19 protein-coding genes, 1 tRNA gene and 2 pseudogenes are annotated in these 26644 nt (G+C 69.0%); 14 read left to right on the plus strand and 8 right to left on the minus strand.

Features of this window, described 5'->3' with window-relative positions; translation table 11 throughout:
• Positions 1 to 62 precede the first annotated feature (62 nt).
• The gene (locus ACFXBC_RS29275) at positions 63 to 1763 is read right to left on the minus strand and encodes a hypothetical protein (protein WP_385030982.1); all 1701 of its coding nucleotides are present in this window, start codon (positions 1761 to 1763) and stop codon (positions 63 to 65) included.
• Positions 1764 to 1918: 155 nt separating this feature from the next.
• Between ACFXBC_RS29275 and ACFXBC_RS29280 the strand changes: the two genes are divergently transcribed.
• From ACFXBC_RS29280 to xdhC, 5 genes are all read left to right on the plus strand, one after another.
• Positions 1919 to 2824: a TetR family transcriptional regulator gene (locus ACFXBC_RS29280; protein ID WP_385030985.1), complete on the plus strand. Its 906-nt coding sequence runs from the start codon at positions 1919 to 1921 to the stop codon at positions 2822 to 2824.
• A 215-nt stretch (positions 2825 to 3039) separates the two neighbouring features.
• Positions 3040 to 4368 carry an aminopeptidase C gene (locus ACFXBC_RS29285; protein ID WP_385030988.1) on the plus strand — a complete coding sequence of 443 codons (1329 nt, stop codon included), beginning with the start codon at positions 3040 to 3042 and terminating at the stop codon, positions 4366 to 4368.
• A 552-nt stretch (positions 4369 to 4920) separates the two neighbouring features.
• On the plus strand, positions 4921 to 6423 hold the full coding sequence (locus ACFXBC_RS29290) for a xanthine dehydrogenase small subunit (RefSeq protein ID WP_385030991.1): 1503 nt from the start codon (positions 4921 to 4923) through the stop codon (positions 6421 to 6423).
• Complete coding sequence (xdhB, locus tag ACFXBC_RS29295) at positions 6420 to 8906, plus strand: xanthine dehydrogenase molybdopterin binding subunit (protein WP_385030994.1); 2487 nt, start codon at positions 6420 to 6422, stop codon at positions 8904 to 8906. The genes ACFXBC_RS29290 and xdhB overlap by 4 nt, the downstream gene beginning before the upstream one ends.
• A gap of 1 nt (position 8907) precedes the next feature.
• Positions 8908 to 9702, plus strand: coding sequence for a xanthine dehydrogenase accessory protein XdhC (gene xdhC, locus ACFXBC_RS29300; protein WP_385030997.1), 795 nt, complete (start codon positions 8908 to 8910; stop codon positions 9700 to 9702).
• A 64-nt stretch (positions 9703 to 9766) separates the two neighbouring features.
• Here the strand turns inward: xdhC and pip are convergent, their stop codons facing one another.
• From pip to ACFXBC_RS29320, 4 genes are all read right to left on the minus strand, one after another.
• Positions 9767 to 10726, minus strand: coding sequence for a prolyl aminopeptidase (pip, locus tag ACFXBC_RS29305; protein ID WP_385031000.1), 960 nt, complete (start codon positions 10724 to 10726; stop codon positions 9767 to 9769).
• A 117-nt stretch (positions 10727 to 10843) separates the two neighbouring features.
• A complete protein-coding gene (locus ACFXBC_RS29310) occupies positions 10844 to 11524 on the minus strand; it encodes a VOC family protein (protein WP_385031003.1) in 681 nt (226 codons plus the stop codon).
• 643 nt (positions 11525 to 12167) lie between these two features.
• Positions 12168 to 13586 carry a helix-turn-helix domain-containing protein gene (locus ACFXBC_RS29315; protein WP_385031006.1) on the minus strand — a complete coding sequence of 473 codons (1419 nt, stop codon included), beginning with the start codon at positions 13584 to 13586 and terminating at the stop codon, positions 12168 to 12170.
• Positions 13583 to 14173 carry an RNA polymerase sigma factor gene (locus ACFXBC_RS29320; RefSeq protein WP_385031009.1) on the minus strand — a complete coding sequence of 197 codons (591 nt, stop codon included), beginning with the start codon at positions 14171 to 14173 and terminating at the stop codon, positions 13583 to 13585. The genes ACFXBC_RS29315 and ACFXBC_RS29320 overlap by 4 nt, the downstream gene beginning before the upstream one ends.
• 518 nt (positions 14174 to 14691) lie before the next feature.
• Here ACFXBC_RS29320 and ACFXBC_RS29325 point away from each other — a divergent pair.
• Positions 14692 to 15109 (plus strand): annotated as a pseudogene (locus tag ACFXBC_RS29325) (HD domain-containing protein); the annotation flags it as partial.
• A 4-nt stretch (positions 15110 to 15113) separates the two neighbouring features.
• On the opposite strand, the pseudogene ACFXBC_RS29330 reads toward ACFXBC_RS29325, so the two are convergent.
• Positions 15114 to 15299: pseudogene (locus tag ACFXBC_RS29330) on the minus strand (XRE family transcriptional regulator); the annotation flags it as partial.
• An 81-nt stretch (positions 15300 to 15380) separates the two neighbouring features.
• Here ACFXBC_RS29330 and ACFXBC_RS29335 point away from each other — a divergent pair.
• Positions 15381 to 16040, plus strand: coding sequence for an HAD family hydrolase (locus tag ACFXBC_RS29335; RefSeq protein WP_385031012.1), 660 nt, complete (start codon positions 15381 to 15383; stop codon positions 16038 to 16040).
• Here ACFXBC_RS29335 and ACFXBC_RS29340 read toward each other — a convergent pair.
• Positions 16021 to 17295, minus strand: a complete 1275-nt coding sequence (locus tag ACFXBC_RS29340; protein ID WP_385031015.1) for a transcriptional regulator — start codon at positions 17293 to 17295, stop codon at positions 16021 to 16023. The two genes, ACFXBC_RS29335 and ACFXBC_RS29340, sit on opposite strands and share 20 nt — an antisense overlap.
• Before the next feature lie 914 nt (positions 17296 to 18209).
• Between ACFXBC_RS29340 and ACFXBC_RS29345 the strand changes: the two genes are divergently transcribed.
• Together ACFXBC_RS29345 and ACFXBC_RS29350 are read left to right on the plus strand one after the other, a co-directional pair.
• Entirely contained in the window at positions 18210 to 19304 is a 1095-nt protein-coding gene (locus tag ACFXBC_RS29345) for a radical SAM protein (RefSeq protein WP_385031018.1), read from the plus strand.
• 28 nt (positions 19305 to 19332) lie between these two features.
• Positions 19333 to 19878 carry a class IV adenylate cyclase gene (locus tag ACFXBC_RS29350; protein ID WP_385031021.1) on the plus strand — a complete coding sequence of 182 codons (546 nt, stop codon included), beginning with the start codon at positions 19333 to 19335 and terminating at the stop codon, positions 19876 to 19878.
• A gap of 177 nt (positions 19879 to 20055) precedes the next feature.
• Here ACFXBC_RS29350 and ACFXBC_RS29355 read toward each other — a convergent pair.
• Positions 20056 to 20129, minus strand: a tRNA-Gly gene (locus ACFXBC_RS29355).
• Between the two features lie 754 nt (positions 20130 to 20883).
• Between ACFXBC_RS29355 and dcd the strand changes: the two genes are divergently transcribed.
• The 5 genes from dcd to ACFXBC_RS29380 all read left to right on the plus strand — a co-directional run bounded on the left by dcd (position 20884) and on the right by ACFXBC_RS29380 (position 26490).
• On the plus strand, positions 20884 to 21459 hold the full coding sequence (gene dcd, locus ACFXBC_RS29360; protein WP_385031024.1) for a dCTP deaminase: 576 nt from the start codon (positions 20884 to 20886) through the stop codon (positions 21457 to 21459).
• Between the two features lie 9 nt (positions 21460 to 21468).
• Positions 21469 to 21966, plus strand: coding sequence for a phosphoribosyltransferase (locus ACFXBC_RS29365; RefSeq protein WP_385031027.1), 498 nt, complete (start codon positions 21469 to 21471; stop codon positions 21964 to 21966).
• A 496-nt stretch (positions 21967 to 22462) separates the two neighbouring features.
• Positions 22463 to 23116, plus strand: coding sequence for a LuxR C-terminal-related transcriptional regulator (locus ACFXBC_RS29370; protein WP_385031030.1), 654 nt, complete (start codon positions 22463 to 22465; stop codon positions 23114 to 23116).
• Positions 23117 to 23395: 279 nt separating this feature from the next.
• On the plus strand, positions 23396 to 24088 hold the full coding sequence (locus ACFXBC_RS29375; protein ID WP_385031038.1) for a DUF4255 domain-containing protein: 693 nt from the start codon (positions 23396 to 23398) through the stop codon (positions 24086 to 24088).
• Positions 24085 to 26490, plus strand: a complete 2406-nt coding sequence (locus ACFXBC_RS29380) for an ATP-binding protein (RefSeq protein ID WP_385031032.1) — start codon at positions 24085 to 24087, stop codon at positions 26488 to 26490. The genes ACFXBC_RS29375 and ACFXBC_RS29380 overlap by 4 nt, the downstream gene beginning before the upstream one ends.
• The last annotated feature ends 154 nt before the right edge of the window (positions 26491 to 26644 follow it).

The following is a 26644-nucleotide window of genomic DNA, read 5'->3' on the forward strand; positions in this document are numbered from 1 at the left end:
GCCCGGGGCTCCGACGCGTCCGGCTGCCCGTACCCGGGCCAGTCCTGCTGCCGGGGGCCGCCCTACCGCCGGGTACGGGTCCTGTCGTGGACACGGACGATCCCGCCGTACGTCGAGATGTAGGCGGAGCCGTCGGGCCCGAGGGTGAGGGGGGACCAGTTGTTGTTGTAGGCGTCACCGGTGCCGGTCAGGACACGGAAACGGGTCCGGCCGGTGCGCCAGTCGATGGCCGTGAGGTACCAGGCGTCGGTGCCCCCGCTGTCGGACGGCTTGGAGTAGGCGTACAGCAGGCCGTTGGAGCGGGAGAGTTTGGTGACGACGGTGGGGGACTGCTCGGCGCTGGTCCAGGCGGTCGTGCAGCCGGTGCCCGCCCTGTTGACCTCGATCTTGGTGATGCCGCCGGGGGTGCTTCTGCCGCCCTGGGTGCTGCGGACCGATGTGTAGCCGTAGTCGTTCTCCACCGTGAAGCCGTTGCCCCAGGCGGTCAGCGAGTTCTCGGTGGCACCGGCGCCGGGCCGGAACACGGGGACGGAGCAGACCAGACGGTGGTCCCCCGCGTGGTCACCCCGCTTGTAGACCAGGACGTGCATCCGGGGGTCGGCGTTGTCGGTGATGCCGACGTAGCCGCCGCCCAGCAGGGCGGGGGTGGCGCCGGTGCCCTGGTTGATCTGGCCGGGCTTGGTACGGGTGCCCCGGTCGTAGGTCTCGCGCCAGTCGGTGCGCGGGGTGCCGTCCGGCGTCGCGTGCATCTTGTACAGGGCGTGGTCGGTGGCGATGAAGACGCCGTCGGGGCCGGTGGAGAAGGAGTTCTCGATCTGCTCGCCGGTGAGGCGGACCGTCCTGACGGCGCCGGTGGCCGGATCGACGGTGCCGACGCGGCCGTGGTCGCTGACCCACCACATCAGGCCCCGGTAGTCCGCCTGGACCGCGGTCACCGGGTCGCACTCGCCCTCCGGGTCGGGGGCGGCGGCGGTGGCGCAGTCGTGCGGCAGCCGGGGACGCAGGTTCCAGCTCTTGTCCTGCTCGAACTCCCATCGCCCGGAACGGGTGTGATGAGCCGTCAGCCTCTGGATGCGCTGGTCGGCGGCGGCGATGACGATGCGGTCCCGGTTGTCCAGGTAGTAGTAGGAGCCCGAGGTGTCGGAGAACATCAGGGCGGGGTTGTGGGTCGCGGCGGCCCGGTATGTGGAGGGCCGCACCGGGAGCGGGTAGGAGGCCAGGTCCCTGAGGGTGACGGGATCCTCCAGGCGCAGGGTCGGGTGGTGGGACGCGCTGCCGCAGTTGAGGACCATCAGCCCGTTGTGCAGGAAGGTCGCCGTGGCGCACTGGGCCGGGTCCGCGGGATCGGTGACCTTGCTCGCGCTGGTCACCCGCGGCCGGCGCCCCAGGGGGCCGCCCTGCGGCTGAGTGTTGCTCGCATAGCTGTCGCCGTGCATGGCGCTGAGCCCGTCGGGTGCCATGGCCGGGTTGTGGATCTCGCCGCCCGGCACGGGGTGCGGGGCGGCGGGACGGCCGGTGAAGCCCGGCACCTGGTCCATGCCGGGGCTGGTCGGCAGGGGGCCGGGCAGAGCGGGGTCGGCCTGGGCGGGGTCGGTTTGTGCGGGTGCGGGTGCGGGTGCGGAGATGGTGTGGGCGCGGCCGGATGCGGCGTCGGCGGGTCCGGCGACGGCCAGCGCCAGGGCGGCCGCCGCGGCGAGAGAGGCGGCCGCTGTCACGGCGCGGCGCGGCTTCCCGGGTATCGGGGGTTTCGGCGTCGGGGGCATCTGCGTGGTCCTTCCCTGACATGCATACGGAGAGAGATGCATACGGAGAGATGCATACGGATGATGAAGGCAGGCGCTATTAAGGTACACGCCTTATTAAGGTATCCGCCTTACCGGAGACGACTCCATTAAGAAACGGGCCTTAACATGGCCCCATGAGCCGAGGGAGTGCGACGCGCGAGGTCATGGCCGAAGTGGCTCTGCGGATGTTCGCCGAACGCGGCATCGACGCCGTCTCGCTCAGGGAGATCACCACCGCGTCCGGCCAGCGCAACAAGTCGGCCGCCCAGTACCACTTCGGCACCAAGGAACAGCTGGTCCGGGAGATCTTCGAACGGCACACCGGGCAGGTGAACGCCCACCGCCACCGTCTCCTGGCCACCCTGCGCGAGCGGACCGGGCGCCCCACCCTGGAGGAGCTGGCCGACGTGCTCATCCGCCCGCTGGCCGAGACGGTCGACGGGCACAGCCACTACGCGCGGTTCCTCGCCCAGGTGTCGACACCCCCCTGGACGGGCGCCCTCGTACGGGCGGACCCGGCGGCGACCCAGAGCGTGCAGACCGTCTTCACCGCGCTCGCCCAACTCCTCGACGACCTGCCGGAACCCGTCCTGCGCACCCGTCTCGCGCTGGCGATGATGCTCACCGTCCGCGCACTGTCCGCGTGCGAGCACACGATGGCTCCCGGCGGCGGCCCGGACGGTGCCCAGCCGGACGACGTACGGGCGGATGACACCCGGCCGGACGACGTACGGGCGGATGACACCCGGCCGGACGACGTACGGGCGGATGACACCCGGCCGGACGACGTACGAGCAGGCGGCACCCAGGGGGACGACGTACGAGCCGACGAGGCAGGGGCCGACGGCGCGCAGACAGCCGACGCCCGCCGCGTGGCGCTGCTCGCGGCCCAGCTGGTCGACATCACCGTCGGTATCCTGCGCGCCCCCGTCTCCGAGACCACCAGAAACCTCCTCCCGCCCGCCCCGCACACCCCGGCCTCCGCCGCCGGCGACACCTGGCCCTGGCATCTGCTCATCGGCGCGGAGGCCGGACTCTGACCGCTGCGGCCAACCCCCGTGCCCCGGTGACGAAGGCGGTGGCGCATCGGCCGCCCACGCGCGGACGGTGCTCCGCGTGCCGCCGGAGTCTCACCCTGTACGCCGTTGACTCCGGCCGAACGGCCGTGCGACGGTGAGGAAGCGCTCATCCGGCGAGCGCTGGGGACTGGAGGCGGACCGCTGTGACCTTGGGAAACGATGAATCCCGCTCGGCCATGAACCGCAGTCTGACGCCGGACCAGCTCGAATTCTTCGAGAAGGGATTCGCCGCCCGGCCCGCGAACAGGCTGATGCAGAACGCCGTGACCCGGACACCGGTCGACGATGTCGCCCTGGACCGGCGGGTGCTCACCGGCATCGACCACTCGGTCTCCCACCACCTGGACGACTGGAAGGTCACCAACCAGAAGCAGAGCGGGCGCTGCTGGATGTTCGCCGGGCTCAACCTGCTGCGGGTCGGGGCGGCGGAAGCGCTGGGCGTGAAGGACTTCGAGTTCTCGCAGAACTACCTGCTCTGGTGGGACAAGTTCGAGCGGGCGAACCACTTCCTTGAGACGGTCATCGAGACCTCGGACCGGGACGTGGACGACCGTACGGTGGCCCATGTGCTGGCGGACCCGATCAGTGACGGCGGGCAGTGGAACATGTTCGTGGCGCTGGTCGCCAAGCACGGCCTGGTCCCCAAGTCGGCCATGCCGGAGACGCACAGCTCATCCGCGACCCGGTCGATGAACCGGGATCTGGAGACCTTGCTCCGCCAGGGCGCCCGCGATCTGCGCGCGCAGGCGGCCGAGGGTGCCGGGGCGCAGCGGGAGCGCAAGCGGGAGGTGCTTGAGGGCATCCACCGGGTGCTCAGCATCCACCTCGGCACGCCGCCGCAGCGGTTCCTGTGGCAGTGGGAGGACAAGGACCGCAAGTTCCACCGCGACGGCTGGCTCACCCCGGCGGAGTTCGCCGCTTCGTATGTGCGGCTCCCGCTGGACGAGTACGTCTGCCTGGTGCACGACCCACGGGAGTCGAGCCCGGTCGGGCGCACTTTCACCGTCGAGTATCTGGGCAATGTCGTCGAGGCCCCGCCGGTGGCCTATCTGAATGTGCCGATGGAGCTGCTGAAGCGGCTGGCCATGGACGCGATCGTGGGCGGCGAGCCGGTCTGGTTCGGCTGCGACGTGGCCAAGATGATGCGCGCGGACGCCGGTGTCTGGGACGCGGAGCTCTTCGACTACGCGGGTGTGTACGACGCCCCCTTCACCATGGACAAGGCCGCCCGGCTGCTGCACCACGACACACAGATGACCCACGCGATGCTGTTCACGGGCGTGGACGTGGTGGACGGGGACCCGCGCCGCTGGCGGGTGGAGAACAGCTGGGGCGAGGAGAAGGCCGACAAGGGCTTCTGGACGATGAACGACTCGTGGTTCGGCGAGCATGTCTTCGAGATAGCGGTCCGGCGCTCGGCGCTGCCACCGGAGCTGGCCGCCGCCCTCGACGAGGAGCCGATCGTCCTGCCCGCCTGGGACCCGATGGGCGCGCTGGCCGGCTGAGGGCGCGCTGGTGAAGGCGCGCGCCGGTCGGGTGAGGGTGCGCGCCGGTCGGCTGAGAGTGCCCGTCGGCTGAACTGAGGCCGTGCGCCGACCGGTTGGGGACGCCCTGGCCCATGAGCCGAGGCCGTACGGGGGACCGCCCGCCGCACGGCCGCCCCGGGCGACCCTTGACCCTGGTGCTCACGGCAACTACTTTGCGGGAGAAGCACACCCCTGACGACCCGCCCGGCCACGCGAAGGAGGCGACCAGCAGATGTACACCAGCTCTGATCTGGGCCGCCTCGCCCGCCGTACGGCCTGGGTTCCGGGCCGGGTCGCACACGGCTGCTGAGTACGCCGTTCTGATGTGCCCCGTCCGCGGCACATTCCACCTGTGACACCACCCCTTTCCCGGCACACGCCGGTGTGACGTCACCTCTTTCCCGGCACGCCGCTGTCGCGTGCCGATGTGCGCTCACCTCTCCTGCGTGCGGCGCCGAAGACCCAGAAAGCGGCCCGAAAAATGGCGAATACGATGCATCGACCCGTTCCGAGGCGAAACGAAGGCCCGGCATGGTAGCGGCGCGGATCACGGTCAACGGGAACGAGACACCGCTCGCACCGGCCACGCCCCACACCACCGCGCTGGACTTTCTGCGCGAGCGCGGCCTCACCGGCACCAAGGAGGGCTGCGCCGAGGGCGAGTGCGGCGCCTGCTCGGTCCTGGTGGCGCGCCCCGGGGTGAACAAGCCCACCGACTGGGTGGCGGTCAACGCCTGCCTGGTCCCGGCCGCGGCGCTCGACGGTCAGGAGATCATCACCTCCGAGGGCCTGGCCACCGCCGGTGCACCCGGCACGCCGGACACCCTGCACCCGGTGCAGGAGGAGATGGCGGTCCGCGGCGGCTCCCAGTGCGGCTACTGCACCCCGGGATTCGTCTGCAGCATGGCCGCCGAGTACTACCGCCCCGACCGCTGCGCGCACCCGGAGCAGTCCGACGGCGCTGCCCCCGCCGACCCCGCCGATCCCGCAGCCCCCGCCGCCGACCCCGAGCACGGCCCGAACGGCTTCGATCTGCACGCGCTGAGCGGGAACCTCTGCCGGTGCACCGGCTACCGGCCGATCCGCGACGCCGCGTTCGCCGTGGGTACGCCTCCCGAAGCGGACCCGCTGGCACAGCGCCGCGAGCAGTCACCGCCCGCACCGGTCGCCACCGATTACACCCGGGACGGCAGCGCGTTCCTGCGGAAGAACACCCTCGCCGAAACCGTACGGCTGCTGTGCGAGCGGCCGGACGCGGTGGTGGTGGCGGGCTCCACCGACTTCGGTGTGGAGGTCAACATCCGCTCCCGAAGGGCGGATTGCGTCATCGGTATCGACAGGCTGCCCGAACTCCGTGAGCTGCGCGTCGCATCCGACTCCGTCCTCATCGGGGCGGCCCTGACCCTCACCGAGATCGAGCGGCGGCTTGACGGCGAAGTCCCGCTGCTGGCAGAGCTGTTCCCACAGTTCGCGTCCCGGCTGATCCGTAACAGCGCGACCCTCGGCGGCAACCTCGGCACCGGCTCCCCCATCGGTGACAGCCCGCCCGTGCTGCTCGCCCTGGAGGCATCGGTGGTGCTCACCGGCGCCGAAGGTGAGCGCGAGGTCCCGCTGGCCGAGTACTTCACCGGCTACCGGCAGAGCGTACGGCGCCCCGGCGAGCTGATCCGCGCGGTGCGCGTGCCGCTGCCCCTGTCGCCGGTCGTGGCCTTCCACAAGATCGCCAAGCGGCGCTTCGACGACATCTCCAGCGTGGCGGTCGCCTTCGCGCTCGACATCGAGGACGGGACCGTCCGCAAGGCACGTATCGGCCTGGGCGGTGTGGCCGCCACCCCGATCCGCTCCCTCGCCACCGAGGCCGCCCTGGAGGGCAGGCCATGGACGGCGGAGACCGTCGAGTCCGCCGCCCGGGAGCTGCGCGGCGAGGGCACCCCGATGAGCGATCACCGGGCCAGCTCCCTCTACCGCTCCGCGATGCTCGGCCAGAGCCTGCTGAAGCTGTACGCACAAACCACCGAGGCGGTGCCGTCATGAGCCAGCTGTCCGAACGCCCCGAGAAGCCCGTCGTCGGTCTTCCGATGCCGCACGAGAGCGCCACCCTGCACGTCACGGGCGCCGCGCTCTACACCGACGACCTGGTCCAGCGCACCAAGGACGTGCTGCACGCCTACCCGGTCCAGGTCATGAAGGCCCGCGGCCGGATCACCGCGCTGCGCACCGGGCCCGCGCTCGACGTGCCGGGCGTGGTCCGCGTACTGACCGGTGCCGATGTGCCCGGGGTGAACGACGCCGGGATGAAGCACGACGAGCCGCTCTTCCCCGACGAGGTCATGTTCCACGGCCACGCGGTCGCCTGGGTGCTCGGCGAGACCCTGGAGGCGGCCCGGCTGGGCGCGGCGGCCGTGGAGGTGGAGCTCGACGAACTGCCTTCCCTGGTCACGCTGCAGGACGCGATCGCGGCCGACAGCTACCACGGCGCCCGGCCGGTGATGGTGCACGGCGACATCGACGCGGGCTTCGCCGACTCCGCGCGGGTGTTCACCGGTGAGTTCCAGTTCTCCGGCCAGGAGCACTTCTATCTCGAAACGCACGCGGCGCTGGCCCTGATCGACGAGAACGGGCAGGTGTTCGTCCAGAGCAGCACCCAGCACCCCTCGGAGACCCAGGAAATCGTCGCGCACGTGCTCGGCCTGCCCGCCCATGAGGTCACCGTCCAGTGCCTGCGCATGGGCGGCGGATTCGGCGGCAAGGAGATGCAGCCGCACGGCTTCGCGGCCGTCGCCGCCCTGGGCGCCAAGCTGACCGGCCGGCCGGTGCGCTTCCGGCTCAACCGGACCCAGGACCTGACCATGTCCGGCAAGCGCCATGGTTTCCATGCCAGTTGGCGGATCGGCTTCGACACCGAGGGCCGCATCCAGGCCCTCGACGCCACCCTGACGGCGGACGGCGGCTGGAGCCTGGACCTGTCGGAGCCGGTGCTGGCCCGCGCGCTGTGCCACATCGACAACACGTACTGGATCCCGCACGCGCGCGTCGCCGGCCGGATCGCCAGAACCAACACCGTCTCCAACACCGCCTTCCGGGGCTTCGGCGGGCCGCAGGGCATGCTGGTGATCGAGGACATCATGGGCCGGTGCGCGCCGCTGCTCGGCCTGGACGCCAGGGAGCTGCGGGAGCGCAACTTCTACCGGCCGGGCCAGGGCCAGACCACGCCGTACGGACAGCCGGTCACCCACCCCGAACGGATCGCCGCCGTCTGGGAGCAGGTCCGCGACGAGGCCGGTGTCGCCGGGCGCGAACGCGAGATCGCCGCCTTCAACGCCGCCCACCCGCAGACCAAGCGGGCCCTCGCGATCACCGGGGTCAAGTTCGGCATCTCGTTCAACCTCACCGCCTTCAACCAGGGCGGCGCGCTGGTGCTGATCTACAAGGACGGCTCGGTCCTGATCAACCACGGCGGCACCGAGATGGGGCAGGGCCTGCACACCAAGATGATGCAGGTCGCCGCCACCACCCTGGGCATCCCGCTGCACAAGGTCCGGCTGGCCCCGACCCGTACCGACAAGGTGCCCAACACCTCGGCCACCGCGGCGAGTTCCGGGGCGGACCTGAACGGCGGGGCGGTGAAGAACGCCTGCGAGCAGCTGCGCGGGCGGCTGCTCCAGGTGGCCGCGTCCCAGCTGGGTGCGAACGCATCGGACGTACGCATCGTCGAGGGCGTCGCCCGGGCCCTCGGCAGCGAGCGGGAGCTGGCCTGGGACGACCTGGTGCACACCGCGTACTTCCAGCGGGTCCAGCTGTCGGCTTCCGGCTTCTACCGGACCGAGGGTCTGCACTGGGACGCAAAGACGTTCAGGGGCACGCCGTTCAAGTACTTCGCACACGGCGCCGCCGCGACCGAGGTGGAGGTCGACGGCTTCACCGGCGCGTACCGCATCCGGCGGGTCGACATCGTGCACGACGTCGGCGACAGCCTCTCCCCGATGATCGACATCGGTCAGGTCGAGGGCGGCTTCGTCCAGGGCGCGGGCTGGCTGACCCTTGAGGACCTGCGCTGGGACACCGGGGACGGACCGCACCGCGGCCGGCTGCTGACCCAGGCGGCGAGTACGTACAAGCTGCCGAGCTTCTCGGAGATGCCCGAGGAGTTCAACGTCACGCTCCTGGAGAACGCCACCGAAGAGGGCGCGGTGTACGGGTCCAAGGCGGTGGGCGAGCCTCCCCTGATGCTGGCGTTCTCGGTACGGGAAGCCCTGCGGCAGGCCGCCGCCGCGTTCGGGCCGAGCGGAACCAGCGTCGAACTGGCCTCGCCCGCGACGCCGGAGGCGGTCTACTGGGCGATCGAGGAGGCCCGCAGGGGCGGGGCCTCCGGGGGCGTGGCCGACGCCGGTCCGGGCACGGTTACGGGTACGGACACGGACACGGGTACTGACACAGGCACCGGTAAGGGCCCCACTACGGACGCCGACGCCGATGCCGGCACCGATGCCGACGCCGCGGTGTTGAGCAGTGCCTGACATGACCTGGGTCGCCGCGGTCGCCCGGTTGCGAGCACGCCGGGAGCCCGGCGTCCTGGTGACCGTCGCGACCGTGCGCGGCCACGCCCCGCGCGACGCCGGCGCGAAGCTGGTGGTGGGGCGGAGCGAGGCATGGGGCTCGATCGGAGGCGGCAATGTCGAGGCCGTCGCGATCGACCGGGCCCGCGAGATGATCGTCGCGCTCCAGCCCGAGACCGAGCTGATCGACTTCGCCCTGAACGACAAGGTGACCACCCGGCACGGCGTGCAGTGCTGCGGTGGCACGGTCTCGGTGCTGCTCGAACCTCTGCCGGTGATGCGGGCCGTCGCGGTCTTCGGCGTGGGCCACGTCGGCCTGGAACTGGCCCGCATCCTGGCCCGCCAGGACCTCGACCTCCATCTGATCGACACCCGTGCCGAGATGCTCGGCGAGGAGCGGCTCGACGTACTGGCGGACGCGGTGGCCCAGATCCATGTGCACCACACACCGCTGCTGCCCGAGGAGGTACTGGCCGAACTGCCGCACGGCACGCACGTTCTGATCATGACCCATGACCACGCCGAGGACGCCGCCCTGTGCGACGGCGCCCTGCGCACCACCCATCTCGGCTCCATCGGGCTGATCGGTTCGGCGGCCAAGTGGGTGCGGTTCCGTAAACGCCTCGCCACCGAGGGAGGTCACAGCGAGGCCACCATCGACCGGATCAAGACCCCGATCGGCCTGGCCGACATCAACGGCAAGGAACCGGCGACCATCGCCGTGAGCGTCGCGGCCGACCTGCTGCGCACCTTCTGACCCCGGGCTGCCCCCCGGGGGACGCTGCGCGACGGCGCTGTCCAGGACAGCGCCGTCGCACACCTCACCGGTCCTTGAACTCTTCGACGGCCGCCCGGGTCGCCCTACGCATCGCGTCGCTTCCGGTGTGCCCCGAGTCCTCGATGATGTGCAGCCGGGCCCCCGGCCACGCCTTCGCCAGCTCCCACGCGGTGTGCACCGGAGCGGCCATGTCGTGCCGGCCGTGCACCAGCACCCCGGGGATCCCCGCCAGCTTGTACGCGTTCCTCAGCAGCTGATCCTCTTCCAGCCAGGCGCCGTGGCTGAAGTAGTGGGCACAGATGCGCACCAACGCGACCTGGGCATCGTGGGCATGGCCGCTGTACACACCGGGAACGCCATGGGGTTCGCCCGAGACGACCGCGTCCTCCCAGGCGATCCACGCGGCGGTGGCCTTCTCCCGGACCGCCCGGTCGGGGCTCTCCACCAGACGGGCGTAGGCCGCCAACAAGTCACCTTCCCGCTCCCTTTCGGGTACGCCGTCACGGAACCGGTCCCACGCCTCGGGGTAGAACCGCCCCGCGCCCCGGTAGAGCCAGTCGATCTCGGAGCGACGGGTGGTCGTCACCGCGGGGATGACGATCTGGCTGACCCGCCCGGGATGCCGCTGCGCATAGGCGAGGATGAGCGTGGAGCCCCAGGACCCGCCGTTGAGCAGCCACTTCTCGACACCGAGATGCTCACGCAACCGCTCGATGTCGTCGATCAGATGCCGCGTGGTGTTCAGACTCATGTCGGCCACGGGGTCACTGGCGTGCGGAGTGCTGCGGCCACAGTTGCGCTGGTCGAAGCGGATCACCCGGTAACACGCGGGATCCCATTCCCGGACCGGCTGCCGCGCCGCACCCGACCCGGGTCCGCCGTGCACGTTCAACGCAGGCTTGCCCGCCGGGTTTCCGAGCTGCTCGTAGTAGATGCGGTTGCCGTCGCCGGTATCGAGAAATCCGTCATCGTAGGGAGCGGTCGGAGGATAGAGGTCAACCATGACCGCTCATCCTACGAAGACCGCGCGGTCAGACCGCCCAGACCGGCAAAACCCGGGCGGACCACCGGACGTGGCAGGAACTGGGCGGACCCGCACGAGTGACCGGTGGACGGCCGGCTACTCAGGCGGACCGGCCACGCCCACGCAGGCTTCGTTGCCCTCGGGGTCGGCCAGTACCCAGTTCGACGGCGCGTCGGCGTCGTTCACCAGCCGCCCACCGACCGCCAGCGCAGCACCTATCCGGGCCTCGGCCTGGTCGTACGGCACCCAGACGTCTATATGGACCCGATTGCGCTGCGGGCGCGGTGCATCCATCTGCTGGAAATAGAACGGCGCCCCGCGACGGAGCGGATCGATCAGGTCCTCGCCGCTGTTGGCGCGCCCCTGACAGCCCAGCAGGGCCCTCCAGAACGCCACCCCATCGGGAGCGGCGAGGGCATCGACGGTGACCTGAACGGTCTGCACGGCGGAGGGGTCGGCCGGTATGTCCAGGGCGCGAGCCACGGCCGAAATCTGCCGGGCCACCTCGACCTGCCGTTCGGTCAGCCCGTAATAGTCGCCAGTGACCGTGATCAGCCGCACCATCACGCCCTCCTGCCGCACATCGACGTCCGGGTGATCGCCCCCGACGCCCAGTATCTCACTGATCGCCTGCACGAACCGAGCACCAACCGCGAACGACCCGGTACGGAAGTACGCACAGGCCCCCTCACCCACGACACGCCAGTCCTCCCCACCGTCGGCCCCGTGGAACTGCTGCGGCCTGATGCCCCCGGTCTCACCGTCTCCGTAGGTCATCCGCTCAACGTAGCTGCCAGGTCCGACAACCAACGATCGCCAACCTCATGGCAGCGGCGGCCGCCATCGCCACGGCGACTCCGACGGCCGGCCTGGACGACAACCCCATGACTTGGACAACCACGGAGAAGCCCCGGGCCGCTGGCCTGGGGCTTCGTCATGGAGCGAGTGACGGGAACCGAACCCGCGCTCTGAGCTTGGGGATCAACGGGTCACACGAAGCTGAGCTGCCGCTTGAACTGCGGAAACCTGGGGTGGAGCGACTTCGGGGGAAGGGCTCCTTGTACCGTTGTTGACCAAGGATTTCCGGTCTGGAGGGCACAGCTGGGGCACGCAGTGATGAACGTGGCTTGCTGGGCGTGAGGACCTCGCTCATCGGTCTGGTGACGTGAGTAGGCTTGCATGGCAAGAGGATCCGTTGCAGGAGTAGGGCGATCGAAAATGGCCCATTTCTCGGCGCGACGTGGACTCCACGCCGAGCGTGGCTTTCACTGAGGCGGCGTCAGTCTCCATCTTCTGTCGCCCCTGCCGAGGGCTGCCCGGTATGCCTGCTCGAAATCGTCCACCAGTGCCTTCTCCAGGGCTGCCGCGGACCGGGGCCCCCGAAGGAACGAGCCGACCTTTATTCTTTGACTGGTAGCACTCAGCTGTGGCTTGCAATCATGTTGCCAATGAATTCCTCCGTATCGCTCGGTTGTAGGGCTTTGTTCGTAAGTCGTTCCATGAATCTTGTGTACGCTCGCTCCTGCACCGCTGGTACCACGTTCGGCGAGTCATCGTCTGCAGCATGATCAGGATCTTCGACGAGCCGAGACAGGTATTCCCCGCTTGCGAGAGGGGTTTCGGCGTAAGCAACCAATCGATCCATTGCCCCTCGATAGCTTTCGACCTCATCCGCCTTGTCGAGGTAGATGGCACCAGAGAGTTGCTCCAGGTGGACGACATCGGGTAGTTCTGGCTCCGCGAATTGCATGATGGTCACCGGTGCGCCGATCGCGGCATGGCCGCCCGCCTGGAACGGCAGGATCTGGAGCCTGATGTTCGGTAGTTCGGACACCTGGATGAGATGCCTCAATTGCTCCCGCATCACGTCTGGACCGCCTACTTCACGACGCAGCACCCCCTCATCCAAAATGGCCCAGACTTTCGGGGCCTCCGGGGTTGAAAGGAATTCCTGTCGCCTCATGCGCAATTCCACTCTTCGATCGATCGCCGTCTCGGACGCGAGCGGATCACCGATCCTGGTGACAGCCTCGGCATATTTCGCCGTCTGGAGCAGACCGGGGATGAATTGCACCTCGAAGGTGTGGATGTGGATGGCGCTTCGCTCAAGGGCGAACTGTGTCTGGAGCCACGGTGGCATGATGTCGCCGTAGTCGCTCCACCAATCCCTCTCATTTGCCGCGCGGGCAGATTCCTGGAATGCTTGGCGCACGTCCGGATCGTGCACCCCATACAGGGTGAGCAGTTCGCGGACTGCCTGGTCCTTGAAGGCGACCTGGCCGCGCTCCATTCGACTGATCTTGGCTGCGGACCAATGCAGCGCTGCCGCGACCTGGTGGCAATTGATCTGCTTGGACTCACGGAGCTCTCGCAGCCTGACTCCCAGGGCAATGCGCTGGGCGACCGGAGAGAGCCGAGGACGAAGGGGGGTGCCCGCACTGGCAGTGGGCTCCGCGTCGGCGGGAGGGGCGTCGCTACTGTCTGCTGCCACGCGCTCCAACGGAGGAGTCAACGGAACGGTATCCGCTGGCGCGGGCAGCGGTCTCACGTCGTCGGGCGCGGCCGTGGGAACCCCCCGAGGGAGCAGTGCCCGCTGAGCTCCGGCCACGTGATGGCGGGCGGCTGTGCGCAACCAGCACAGCGCGCGCTCCCGATGTCCCTGCTCAAGAAGCTCAAGAGCCAATGCGTAAGCCTCGTAGCCGAATTCAGCCTGATCGGCCTGCAAGGCCAGCGCCGCGCGTTCCTCGGCTGTCAGACGGTCGATGCTGTCCATGACGGCGTGAAAGCCACTGTCGCTCTGATCCTCGATGAGGCGCTGGTGCTGGTCGTCGCTGGTCACTTGGGCACCTCCTGCGAAGTGGCTGCCGTCCGGTAGCCCGTAAGCGCGGGTGCCGCACGGAGTTTGGACAGGGCCTTCTTTAGCAGTTTCTTCACGCCGTTCTCTCCGATGCCCATGAGCAGCGCGGTCTCCAAGACTGTCAGGTTGTCAATGTGGTGTAGGTGCAGAGCTTCGCGCTGCCGCTCCGGTAAGCAGGCCATAGCGCGTTCTACATCGACACGACGTTCGATTCCGAGAGGCAGGTCGGAGGTCATTGCATGGGTCAGCAGCGCCAAGTCCTCGCCTTCGAAAGGGGCCTCTCGCATCCGTCCGCGCCGCTCCCAGAACTCCGCGATGCGGCACCGGGCGATCGGGTAGAGCGCCTTGACCGGTTCGTCGTACGCTTGTAAATAAGCGTCATACTTGACGAAGAAGAGGCGCCAGATCTCCTGGCACACGTCCTCGATCCCCGGTTGGCCATCCACGCGCCGGCCCACGAACGCCGCCAATTTGGGGTGATGGGTTGTGTAGAAAATCTGCATGGCGTCTCTGCGTTCACGATCTCCCGCCCACTCGGCCGACGTTTCGCCGTCCTCCGCTTGACTCACCGGCCCTCTCCACCGCCTGCCGACCTCGCGGCCTCAGACTCGTAGGCGCCGGACACGCCCTCCGCTAGTACACCGCTCTCTTCTCGGAAGTCGATGGACCACGCCATGCCCCAGTGCGTCCGCTGCCGGGCCCTGGCCGGCTGGCAGTTCCCGGCAGCCGCGGTGATCACAGCAGCCATGGCCCGCCCTTGCTCGCGGGCAAGCGCTACCCGTCCCCGTATACGAATTCCAAGGGCGGTCAGGCCGCACAGGCATGAGATGGCCGTCGTCACCTCACCGGGACTCACCGATCGCAGCACTGCGGGACCACCGACTTTCACTCAACTGGAAACAGTGACACCTCTACATCGTCCCGAGTGAGGAAAACAGGTACCCCCACCCGCGACGGGCCCTGGCAACGCCGCCGCGCCGTGCGCAGAGGGAACCGAGATCGGCGGCCATGTTCAAGGCTGGAACGCGCTGCATTGTCCCTTGGCTGCCTGGGACTGTGTTCGGTGTTCCTGGGCACGTACCGTGCCATGAGCGGAGCAACAATGGAGAAGTGGCCAAGCGGTGTGGCCGAGGCGGAGTTGAGCGAGTCACTTCCTCGTAGATGGGCGCTCACAGGGGGCGCCCCGGCGCGCGGCCGAAGGGGCCGGGATTTTCGGGGACGACGCGGATCTGCTGACCTGCTCGGCCGTACTGCATGATGTTGGCTACGCTCCGCGGCTGGCCGTAACCGGGTTTCATCCGCTGGATGGAGCCCGGTTTCTTCGTGACGCTCACGCTGCGGAAGACCGGCTGGTCCGGTTGGTGGCGAACCACTCGCTGGCCCTGCTAGAGGCCGACGAGCGTGGATTGCGGGACGTGCTGGAGACGGAGTTTCCGCTGTTCGACGACCAGCGCCTCGTGGACTCCATCGTTTACTGCGACATGACCACAACTCCCGATGGCGAACCTCTCTCTTGAGATGGAGCAGGGGGTTCGCGCTGGCTGGTTGGCCCCAGACGTGCGGGTTGATCAGCAGGTCGCTGTCGTAGCGGAACAGTGGAGGTGTAGAGCATGGTGTCGTGCGGCCTGACCTCGCATCCTGCCTCGGAAGTCGAGGGCGGTAGGAGGTCAGGGAAGATCGGATCTTGGCGGCGAGGGCCACGGCACCGAAGGTGGTGTGAGGTTATGCCCCGGGGCTCCTCAGTACAGGGCTGCGCGGCGCATTACCCTGCCGAGCATGATTCGCGCTGTGGTGTTCGATGTCGGTGAGTGCCTTGTGGACGAGACCCGGGAGTACGGAACATGGGCTGATTGGCTGGGGGTGCCCCGGCATACCTTTGCAGCCATGTTCGGGGCGGTCATCGCGCAGGGGCGGGATTACCGCGAGACGTTCCAGGAGTTCCGGCGGGGGTTCGATCTGGCGGAGGAGCGGGACAGGCGGGCCGAGGCCGGTAAGCCGGAGTGGTTCGGCGAGGACGATCTCTATCCGGATGTGCGGCCGACGCTGGCTGGGCTGCGCGAGGCCGGTCTCTGGGTCGGCATCGCCGGTAATCAGACTGTGCGGGCCGGCGGTCTGTTGCGTGGGCTGGATCTGCCGTCCGATCTCATCGCGACCAGTGATGACTGGGGTGCGTCGAAGCCTGATGTGAAGTTCTTCGAGCATGTCATCGAGGCGACGCCTGCCGAGCCGGGCGAGATTCTGTACGTCGGTGACCGGCTCGACAACGACATACGCCCCGCCGTGCAGGCGGGGCTGCTGACAGCGCTGATCCGGCGTGGGCCCTGGGGCACGATCCAGCAGGGCGATCCGGACGCGGCTGCGATCACCACGATGCGGATCGACTCGCTTGCGGAGCTGCCGGAGCGGATCGCCAGGTTCAACGCTGGAGAGCGCTGACCGTCGTCCCCCAGTCGTAGAGCCGGTCGTCGAAGTCCCGCACGCACTGCTCGTTCTGCCACGGAGCGAGCGTGCGCCGCACTTCGCGTACACGGTCCATGCCGGTGGCGTACCAGGTGGCGGCGAGCTGGTCGAGGGCCTGGCCGGCGTAGCGACATGCCTCCTGCGGATTACTGTCGGCGGCTGCCACCGCAGCCAAGTCCCCGAAGACGACAGTGCGTTGCTTGGCGGACTCGGGCGGGAGGTCTTCGAGTACCTGCTGAAGGGTCTCGCGGGCTTGCGGGAGGTGGCCCGCTTTGAGCTGGGTGTTGCCCTTGAAGGCTGCCAGGCGTACAGGGCTGAACCAGTCCATCCAGACGGGTGTGGTGTGCTCAGACCCGGTGGCGAGGGTGTCTTCGGCGTGGCTGATGAGGTTCAGGGCGGTACGGGTGTTGCCGCAGCGGGTCTCGCACTCGGCTTCGACGGCGTCCAGCCAGGCGTGGAACTCTGCGGACGCGGGGCCGCGGCGGGCGTAAGTGCGGGCCGCCACCATTCGCTCTACTGCCGCCTCGCGTTCGCCTGACCAGCCCGGGATGAAGGCCGTGTGCGCGAGGATCGCCGATCCCAGGAGCGGATCGTCAGCCTCACCGGCGGCTTGGAGGGCGCGCAGCAGCGTGTCGCCGGCCTGGTCGGGTTGGCGGAGGTCGAAGAATTCGATGCGGCCTGCCAGCAGGTAGGACTCGGCGAGTGCGGCTGCGAGTCGGTGTCGGGCGGGTTCGACCGTCTCGGGCAGAAGCGCGCAGCCCAGCCGTGCATGCTCCAGAATCGCGGGGTGCAAGGCGGCTGGTGCCACGGACCAGTAGAGGTGGCGATGGGAGCGGGTCACGGCTTCGAAGTTGGCTCCGACGCTCGTGGGCTGAGTGATCGCGACAGATTGGGTGGGCACCGTGGCCAGGCGTGTGCCGGGCATGGAATGGGCTGTCGAGATCGGGCGGGGCTGACCGTCTGGATGTTGTCCTGAGCCCCAGGGAGCGGTGAAGCCGAGGTCTTCGGCGTCCTGGCCCAGCAAATGAGTGAGGACGCGACGGATGTCCGGCTGGGGCCACGGCGGATTGTCGGACTCCCACCGCCGGACCTGCCGGACCCCGACGGCCAGTCCTCGGATGCCGAGCTGCGGCGCGTCCCTCATGATGGCGTCGGCGAGGGCCTGCTGCGAATTGTAGCCAGCCGCCACCCGGGCAGCTTTGAGACGAGTGTTGCCTATCGGACGGGACATGAACTCCTCCGTGGTGTCTGGACCTCACCTGAGGCTCCCACGCTATGTCCCTATCACGGCCCGAACTCATCAATCAGGCGAATAAAGGCCCTGCCAAAGTCCTCTGAGTGACCCTTTGAAGTCCTCGAATAGGACGTGAGGTCTCGCGAAGATGACGGCTCCACACATTCAAGCCTTAGTGCTCGGTGAGGAGTTGGCTCTTCGTGTCACAAGAGATCCCGGAACCACCCGCGATGCGCACGGTAGGTAGCTGCGAGATTCAGGGCGTCGGATTCCGCTGGGACGCCGTGCGCGTGCCACGAAGCGTCGGGGTGCGTGTGCTGGTCGCTCTCGGTTCTCGTAGCGGTGCTGTGATCGAAGATCCGCGCGAACCAGCCCTCTACTGGTTCGTACGGACGGGTACCGCGGTCGCCTGGGACGTGCCTGACACGCGGCCGCTCGGCCTGTCCCAGCACCTTGTCGTCCCTCCGCCGCATCGCGTGCGCGGGCCGGGTCCCCACTGGCGGATCAGTCCCGGGGACTGCCAGATGCTGACGGACGCCCAGGTGCTTCACGCGGCGGTTGAAGGCGTGACAGCTCCTCTCCGAGCACCAGTTACGGAGACGGCATGACCACTTCCCTGTACTCGGACCCTTCACGGCAGAGCTTCGCTGCGTCGGCCCCGGCACCGCCTTCGGGCCGTGACCTTCTCGGCATGGTGCTCGGCGTCATATGGGCCCTTGGTTCGCTCGTCGCCGTGGGCGGGCTTATCCACGTCATCCAGTACAGCCCAGCGGCAGTACAGACGGGCAGCGCAGCCGCGTCCGTCCCTGACTCGGCTATCAGTTCCTGACCCGGCCAGCACATCAGCCAATTCGCCGGGCCCGCTCACTCTCCCAGGTTGCCGGCTTGCCATGCCGAAGGAGCAACGTCACATGTTCCAGCACCGCGCTTTACGGAACGTCAGCGATGACGTTCCCATCCATGTCTCGATGGACCGGACTCTGCGCGTCAAAGTCATCGACGCATGCGGTATGACGTGCACGTTCTGTCACAACGAGGGCACACCGGTCAGCGCCGACAATCACCCGCGCTGGCCCGAACGTTTCACCCCCACAGGCCCCTCCGGACGGACCTCCCTGTACATCGCCACCAATGGCGCCCGCTTCACCAGCGCCCCCGTCATCCCGGACGAGGCGTTCCGCGCTGCCCTCACTCGCCTCCGTGACGCACTGGACTTCGACGAGGTCCACCTCACCGGTGGGGAACCGACCCTGCACCCCAAGCTGCCGCAGATCGTCGCTCTCGCACGGCAGGCTGGCTACTCGGCCAGTGTCACCTCGAATGGCGAAAACGGTGTGAGGTCTTTGCCTGGCTGTGCGGACGCCGGGCTTCGGCATGTCAACTTCTCGATCTTCGGCACCACTCCTGACGAGCTCGCGCAGGTTCAGAGCACACGGTTCAGGGTGCGGGCACTGGCAGCGCGCAAGATCGAAGCGCTGGAGGACTCGATCCGCGTCGCTGTGTCGCTCGGTATCGGAGTACGGGCGAACGTCGTCATCCCCGATCACACCCACGTACAGCGGGTCCACCGGCTGCTGGAGAAGTACTCGCCGAGGTTATCCGTGCGGATACTGACGTCGCTGGCCGACGGCGATGAGTCCCTCGATGCTGTCGATCTTCTTCTGGCCGAGCTTGGTGCCGTCCCGCAGGAGATCCGGCTGGTCGCAGGTACGTCAGGCTTCCGCATCACCTATCGCCTTCCGTCAGGCCGGCAACTCGTGGTGAAGCACATCCGTTCCCTGCGGCTGCCCGATACGTGTGCCGGCTGCAGGTTCAACAACAGCGTTGACTGCCAGGAGGGTTACTACGGGGCGCGGCTCTATCGCGACCCGGACGGCACCTTCCACGTCGGCGTATGTATTCAGCGCATGGACCTGTGTCTGCCCGTGGAAGAGTTCGTGAGCAGTGACGCGTGCGCCGAGATCAGGAAGATGCGCGAGCAGGACCTGCACGACCTGACCGCGTAGAAGCGAAACAAACGAGAGCGAGGATGCTGTGGCCCAGCACGAATACGAAGCCAAGTTCCTGGAGATCGACGCGGACGCGGTACGCGACCGCCTGCGAGCGGCCGGGGCCGAGCTGGCCTTCGACAAGACCCTGTTCACCCGCCTGATCTTCGAGAACGACGCCGTCCAGGGCGAGCAGTGGCTGCGCCTGCGGGACGAGGGCGGCAAGACCACCCTCACGCTCAAGCAGGTCACCGACGCCACCCACATCAACGGCACCACCGAGATCGAGATCGAGGTGAATGACCTGGAACGGACCGCGGAACTTCTCGCGGCCCTGGGCCTGCGCCAGGTGCGGTACCAGCAGAACTACCGCGAGGAATGGCAGCTCGACGGTGTCAGCTACGACTTCGACACCTGGCCGGACCTGCCCACCTTCCTGGAGATCGAGAGCAGCTCCGAAGAGGCCGTACGCAAGGCGGTGGCCTCACTCGGACTCGACTACACCGAGGCCCGCTTCGGCAGCATCGATCTGATCTACAAGAGCGAGCAGGGCAGGGACATCCTCGCCGAACCCACGCTGCTCTTCGCCTGACACCCTCCTCCGGACCGCCCGCCCCGGCTCTGGGTGGGCGGCCCTCGGAGTGGTCCGCCAGGAAAAGAGAGTCACCCAGAGAGGTCCGTCGCGATGTGGGGCACGCGGAGGGCACGCCGCACTCCAGCAGGTCTAGACAACAAACAAGGCCCTGGTCTCCGACCAGGGCCTTTGTCATGGAGCGAGTGACGGGAATCGAACCCGCGCTCTGAGCTTGGGAAGCTCATGTTCTACCATTAAACTACACTCGCGCAGCGATCTTCCCGGAGGGAATCGCATCGCGTTTACTCTACCTCATGCTCGGCCCGTCCCGGTGTTCACGTCCCGGTGCTGCGGGCAGCGGGCTGTGCCATGGGCTCGGTGGTGGTGGGTGGTCGGGCGGGGCGTCCGTGCCGCAGTCGCCCGAGTGTTGTGCCGGGCTTTCTTCGGTTTCGGTTTGCTGACTGAGCCCCTCTTCCGGGCCTTCCCGGCCCCGCCCCCCTCCCCCGTCACCCCCTGTCCCCACCCGGACGACCGTCCGTACAGCCGTCCGGTTTGTCGGTTTCCGGGGGTTGGTTCCGGGTGGGGATCCGGGTGTTGGGTGCGGTAGTTGGGGCGTACCGTGGCCGAGCGGAGTGCCGGTTGTGGTGGTGTCCTGTACATCCCCTAATGTGGTGTTTTCTCTCGTCCACGCTTGATGGGGAAGGGACTTGATGAATCCGATGGAACGCACCGTCGTCCGCTGTGCCGAAGGGCACGTGTTCAGTACTGCCTCGTTCCCGCTGCAGCAGCTCGGGACCGACCGGATCGGGCCCGGGAGGCTCATCCGGTGTCCCCGCTGTGCGCGGTTGCGGAATGCCGTACCCGTGGGTCTGGAGCAGCAGTAGCAGGTCCGGCAGGGAAAGCCGGAGCGGCGGAGAGTGTGGCCGCTTCGGTGGGGCGCTGCCTGGGGTGCGCCGTCCGTGGTGCGGGGGGTGCCGGTCGGCCGATTACGGCGGGGCCGTGCGGTCCCCGTATCCTCGGGGCGTGCTTCTCTCAGACAAGGACATCCGGGCCGAGATCGACGCCGGGCGCGTGCGCATCGATCCGTACGACGAATACATGGTGCAGCCCTCCAGTATCGATGTGCGGCTCGACCGCTACTTCCGGGTGTTCGAGAACCACCGCTATCCGCACATCGACCCCGCGGTCGAGCAGGCGGATCTGACGCGCCGGGTCGAGCCGGACGGGGACGAGGCGTTCATCCTGCACCCCGGGGAGTTCGTGCTCGCCTCCACCTACGAGGTCGTCACGCTGCCCGACGATCTCGCCTCGCGGCTCGAAGGCAAGTCCAGCCTCGGGCGGCTCGGGCTTGTCACGCATTCGACCGCCGGGTTCATCGACCCCGGCTTCTCGGGGCATGTCACGCTCGAACTGTCGAACGTCGCGACCCTCCCCATGAAGCTCTGGCCCGGGATGAAGATCGGGCAGCTCTGTATGTTCCGGCTCGCCTCGCCGGCCGAGCACCCGTACGGCAGTGAGCGGTACGGGTCGCGCTACCAAGGGCAGCGCGGGCCGACCGCCTCGCGGTCCTTCCTCAATTTCCATCGGACCCAGGTGTGATATCCAGCCATGAGTGACGTACGCGAGAACCTGACTTACGACGGTTTCGGCGGCGCGGTGCGCGAGCTCGCGCAGACCATCGCCGACGACGGCTATGAGCCCGACATCGTGCTCAGCATCGCGCGCGGCGGTGTATTCGTGGCCGGTGGGCTGGCGTACGCCCTCGACTGCAAGAACATTCATCTCGTGAACGTCGAGTTCTACACCGGTGTGGGGACCACGCTGGAGATGCCGGTCATGCTGGCTCCCGTCCCCAACGCAATCGACTTCTCGGACAAGAAGGTGCTCATCACCGACGATGTCGCCGACACCGGGAAGACCCTGAAACTGGTGCACGACTTCTGTGTCGGTGCGGTCGCCGAGGTGCGCAGCGCGGTGATCTACGAGAAGTCGCACTCGCTGGTGAAATGCGAGTACGTGTGGAAGCGCACCGACGAGTGGATCAACTTCCCGTGGAGCGTCGAGCCGCCCGTCGTGCGGCGCGAGGGCCAGGTCCTGGACGCCTGAGGGCGGGCCTGAGGGTGGAAACGTGAATGCGGGGGAATGGTGAAGGATTTGCGGGCCGGCAGGTGCCCGGATCTGCTGAGAAGCCTCCTTCCGTCTCTGTTCTGTCTCTGTTCTGTACCTGTTGCCGGTGACGCTCCGGAAGGGTTATTTCACTGACAGGCGGCACTGCGTTCTCTGTTCCGCAGTGGTTTGTCCGGCTTTCTGGTCTTGTTCCCGGCGCGATGGTGTGCTGGCCGCTGTCGTAATGCGCCTCATCCGTACGGGAGTTCATGGCCCGGCCATCTCCGGGCGCCCGGGTATGTAACTGATCGGATACGGGCGTGTGAGAGGCTTTCCGGTCGGTGGTCGCCTTAATGCCGGGCTGTCCGTCTCGTGCCGGTCTCGTGCAGAATCACGAATACGGACACCATCAGTCACAGGAGTGCGGACTCCCGTGATTCCGCCGGATCACGGTGTGACGGATCATGGTGTTCTGCGAGAAGGTGAGGGGTTGACTATGCGGACGTCATTAGATTCGACGGGACCTGACGCCAGGATCCCGGTCGCCATTTACGCGTCCGACCCGCTCTCACTGGCGGGGGCTACCACTCAGCTGCGCCAGCAGCCGGCCGTCGAACTGGTCGACGAGGCGAGCGGTCGGCCGGGAACGGTGGCGGTCCTGCTGGCGGATGCGCTGGACGAACCGACCCTGTCGCAGTTGCGGCGGCTGGTACGGATCGACGGCACCCGGGCCGTTCTCGTGGCGGGCCTGATCCGTGAGGCGGAACTGCTCCAGGTGATCGAGAGCGGCGTCGCAGCCATCGTCTGGCGGCACGAGGCCACCGGGCACCGGCTCCTTCAGGCGGTCATCGCTGCCTCAAGGGGCGAGGGAGACATGCCGTCCGATCTGCTCGGGCGGCTGATATCCCAGGTCGGTGCCCTCCAGCGCAAGGCCACCAGCTCACCGGGGGCACCCGCTTCGGGGCTCTCCTCGCGTGAGCTGGAGGTGCTGCAACTGGTGGCCGAAGGCATGGATACGGCGGAGGTCGCCCGGAAGCTCTCGTACTCCGAACGCACCGTCAAGAACGTGATGCACGGTCTGACGACCCGGCTGCACCTTCGCAATCGGGCCCATGCCGTCGCTTATGCCTTCAGAGAGGGTTATATCTGACCGGTTCAGGACGGGTCCGGTTCGTGGCATTGCGCGCAGTTGCGTGTATTTCATGTGGTTGCACTGCACTTCATGGCGCTTCGTCCGGGCGGTGTCCTGCCGGTCACTCCGCCGGTCCTCCGGGGCAAGCCGTACTGCCCCCGGGGACCGGCGGAGTGGTACCCGGCCCGTCCCTCCCACGCCTGGGTACGGGAGAGGCCACGGTGCAGGATGGCGGTGCGGACCCGCGACCCGGAGCGGGTGCCGCCTGTGAGACCGGCACCAGTGAAGGGCGCGACAGTGATCCACGAGGTGGACAAGGTCCTGAAGGGGCTGCTGTCCGGCGGAGCCCTGGAGGGGACCGGGGTCGACATCGCCTTCGAGGCCCCGACCCGCGACTGGGCGGCCCGGCGCAACTCGCCGACGATCGACGCCTATCTGTACGACATCCGCGAGGACGTCAAGCGCCGTGAACGCGGCGCCATCGCGGTCAAGGACGAGCGTGGAGTGGTGCTGAAGCGGCGGCAGCCGCCGCGCTGGTTCCGCCTCTCGTACCTCATCACCGCCTGGACCAAGCAGCCTCAGGACGAACACCGGATGCTCTCCGCCGTACTGGCCACGCTGCTGCCGCGTGAGGTGCTGCCCCCCGAGGAGCTGACCGGCCCGCTGGCCGAGCTCGGGCTCACCGTGCCCATGACGATCGCCGGGCTGCAGACCGACGCGCGGTCCTTCGCCGAGATCTGGTCCGCGCTGGGCGGCGAGCTCAAGCCGTCACTGGACCTGGTCGTGACCGCGCCCTTCCCGGCGTTCCCCGAGTACGAGGTCGGGCCGCCGGTCACCGAGGGCGCCGGGGTGCGGGTACGCGGTACGGACGGCACCCTCGACGACTCGCAGCGACGAGACCACCAGCCGCGCCACTTCGCCAGGACCGGCGGGCGCCGCCGGCCCGGCGCTCCCGGCGGGGCGACGAGCACAGGAGCGCAGCCCGAGTGAGCGCAGGTTCCGAAACCGGACGTGAGGACGGACGTCAAGCCGGGGCCGATGCCGGCTCCGGGGGTGCCAACTCCGGTGGCGGGGCGGCCGACGCGCTGACCGCCCGGCTCGGGCTGCTGCGGCAGCGGGTCGCGGAGCTGGTGGAGGCGCGCAGCGCCACCGACCCGACCGCCGCCGATCCGCTGCGCGGGCTGTACCTCTCCGACGAGGCCGTTCAGCATCTCCTCGGGGCGCGGGACAGGGACGCGGACGGGGGCAGGACCGGGGCCGCTGCCGGGGGCGTTCCCGCCGCGCGCACCGGCCCCGGGAGCGAGGCGGACGGCGCCCCGGAGACCGGCGCGGGCTCCGGCCGGCACGCCGGCGCACCCGGCGGCGCGGCCTCCGGCGTGCGGACCGGCCGGGATCCCGCGGCGCCCGGCGGCGACGGTGACCGGCTGCGCCGTCTCACCCGCCGGCTCGGGCTCGGGCCGCTGGACGAGGCGATACTGCTGCTGGCCCTCGCGCCGGACCTGGACCGGACGTTCGAGCCGTTGTACGGCTACCTCAACGACGACGTCAGCCGCCGCCGGGCCACCGTCGGACCGGCCATCGAACTGTGCGGCCTGCCCGTGCACGACGCCGGTGCGCGGGCCCGGTTCCATCCCTCGGCGCCGCTGTTCGCCCTGGGGCTCGTCCAGCTCGATGAGACCGAGCGGCCCTTCCTCAGCCGGTCGCTCCGGGTGCCCGACCGGGTCACCGCGCATCTGCTCGGCGACGACACCCCGGACGCCTCGCTCGCCGGGCACGTCACGCTGCTGCCGCCGCGCCCCGTGGAGTCCGGGCAGTCCGGCGGCGCCCTGGCGGAGCTGCTGGCCGGGCGGCTGACCTCCGGGCGGCTGACCGCGTACCTCCGCGAGGACCGGGACGGCGACGCCCTCTCCTGTGTCACCGCCGCACTGGCTGCCGCCGGCCTTGAGGCCCTGCACTACGCGCCCGCCCGGCGTACGCCGGCGGAGATGCCGGCGCCGGACCAGGCGGCCCCCTACCCGGCCCCGGGCGACCAGGGGCCGCCGGAACTCCTCCCCGTGCTGCTGCGCGAGGCCCGGCTGCGCGGCTGCCCCATCGTGGTGGCGCCGGTACCGGAGAACCCGGGGCCGCTGCTCCGCGCGCTGCTGACGGAGGGCCCCGCCCAGGACATGGCGGGCGGCCCGGCGCAGCACATGACGGGCAGTCCGGCGCAGAACGCGGTGGCCGATGCGGTGCACGAGGCGGCAGGCGGTCAGGCCCGGGGAGCGGCGGACCGTGCCGCCCACGGTGTCTCGGTGCTGCTCGGCGGTGGGCGTCCGTACGACCCCGACTGGTGCGGCCGGGACCCGCTCGTGCTCGACGCGCCCCGGCAGCGCTCCGGCGATCTCGCCGCCTGGTCGGCGGCGCTCGGCCTGGCGGACGGGCCGGAGTCCCTCGGCTTCGATCTGGCGCCCGTCGTGGCCCCGTACCGGCTGGGCGGCGACCGTATCCGCCGTACCGCGCGCGCCGCGCTGGACCTCGCCGCCTTCGACGGTACGGAGCTGTCCCCGGCCCATGTACGGCTGGCCGCCCGGCAGCAGTCCGCGTCGGGGCTCGAACAGCACGCCCGCCGGATCAGGCCCGACGTGGGCTGGGACGATCTGGTGCTGCCCGAGCGGCCGTTGGGGCAGCTGCATGAGCTGGCGCTGCGGGCCCGCCACCGCGACCGGGTGCTCGGCGACTGGCGGCTGAGCGCCGGCGGTGGGCGCGGGCGGGGCGCGCTGGCGCTCTTCGCCGGTGACTCCGGGACCGGCAAGACGCTGTCGGCCGAGGTGGTCGCGGCCGAACTCGGCCTGGATCTCTATGTCGTGCAGCTCTCGTCGGTGGTCGACAAGTACATCGGTGAGACCGAGAAGAACCTGGAACGGATCTTCGCCGAGGCCGACCGTACGGACGCCGTGCTGCTCTTCGACGAGGCCGACGCCGTCTTCGGCAAGCGCTCCGAGGTCAACAGCTCGAACGACCGCTACGCGAACCTGGAGAGCGCCTATCTGCTCCAGCGGCTGGAGTCCTTCGACGGCATCGTGCTGCTCACCACCAACCTGCGGGGCAATATCGACGAGGCGTTCACCCGGCGTCTGGACCTGATCATCGACTTCCCGTTCCCCGACCCCGCCCAGCGGCTGGCGCTGTGGCAGCACAGCCTGGTGCATGTGCCGTGTGTGGACGACATCGATCCGGGGCCCTGCGCCAAGGAGTTCGAGCTGGCGGGCGGTTCGATCCGCAGCGCCGTGGTCACCGCCGCCTACGCCGCCGCGGGCCGGGGCTCACCGGTCACATCGGCGGATCTGCTGGCGGGTGCCCAGCGCGAGTACCGCAAGGCCGGGCGGCTGGTCCTGGAGGAGGGCGGCTGGTGAACAGCGGCTGATGTGACGCACGGCCGAGGGCGTAGGGGGGGGGGGGGTGTGGTACGCGCCCCCCCCGCGGGGGCACGGCCCCCGCCGCCCCCCCCGCGCCCCCCCCCGGGTCGTGGGAGGCGCGCGGGGAGGGCGGTGGGGGGGTGGTTGACGC

It is taken from the genome of Streptomyces sp. NPDC059398, assembly GCF_042751845.1.
Lineage (GTDB): Bacteria > Actinomycetota > Actinomycetes > Streptomycetales > Streptomycetaceae > Streptomyces.

Excerpts from the sequence above, each read along its gene's own strand:
- pip (WP_385031000.1), bottom strand. The coding sequence starts at position 10,726 with ATGGTTGACCTCTATCCTCCGACCGCTCCCTACGATGACGGATTTCTC.
- ACFXBC_RS29275 (WP_385030982.1), bottom strand. The coding sequence starts at position 1,763 with ATGCCCCCGACGCCGAAACCCCCGATACCCGGGAAGCCGCGCCGCGCC.
- ACFXBC_RS29280 (WP_385030985.1), top strand. The coding sequence starts at position 1,919 with ATGAGCCGAGGGAGTGCGACGCGCGAGGTCATGGCCGAAGTGGCTCTG.
- xdhB (WP_385030994.1), top strand. The coding sequence starts at position 6,420 with ATGAGCCAGCTGTCCGAACGCCCCGAGAAGCCCGTCGTCGGTCTTCCG.
- ACFXBC_RS29310 (WP_385031003.1), bottom strand. The coding sequence starts at position 11,524 with ATGACCTACGGAGACGGTGAGACCGGGGGCATCAGGCCGCAGCAGTTC.
- ACFXBC_RS29290 (WP_385030991.1), top strand. The coding sequence starts at position 4,921 with ATGGTAGCGGCGCGGATCACGGTCAACGGGAACGAGACACCGCTCGCA.
- ACFXBC_RS29345 (WP_385031018.1), top strand. The coding sequence starts at position 18,210 with ATGTTCCAGCACCGCGCTTTACGGAACGTCAGCGATGACGTTCCCATC.
- ACFXBC_RS29340 (WP_385031015.1), bottom strand. The coding sequence starts at position 17,295 with ATGTCCCGTCCGATAGGCAACACTCGTCTCAAAGCTGCCCGGGTGGCG.
- ACFXBC_RS29285 (WP_385030988.1), top strand. The coding sequence starts at position 3,040 with ATGAACCGCAGTCTGACGCCGGACCAGCTCGAATTCTTCGAGAAGGGA.
- ACFXBC_RS29335 (WP_385031012.1), top strand. The coding sequence starts at position 15,381 with ATGATTCGCGCTGTGGTGTTCGATGTCGGTGAGTGCCTTGTGGACGAG.
- xdhC (WP_385030997.1), top strand. The coding sequence starts at position 8,908 with ATGACCTGGGTCGCCGCGGTCGCCCGGTTGCGAGCACGCCGGGAGCCC.
- ACFXBC_RS29365 (WP_385031027.1), top strand. The coding sequence starts at position 21,469 with ATGAGTGACGTACGCGAGAACCTGACTTACGACGGTTTCGGCGGCGCG.
- ACFXBC_RS29370 (WP_385031030.1), top strand. The coding sequence starts at position 22,463 with ATGCGGACGTCATTAGATTCGACGGGACCTGACGCCAGGATCCCGGTC.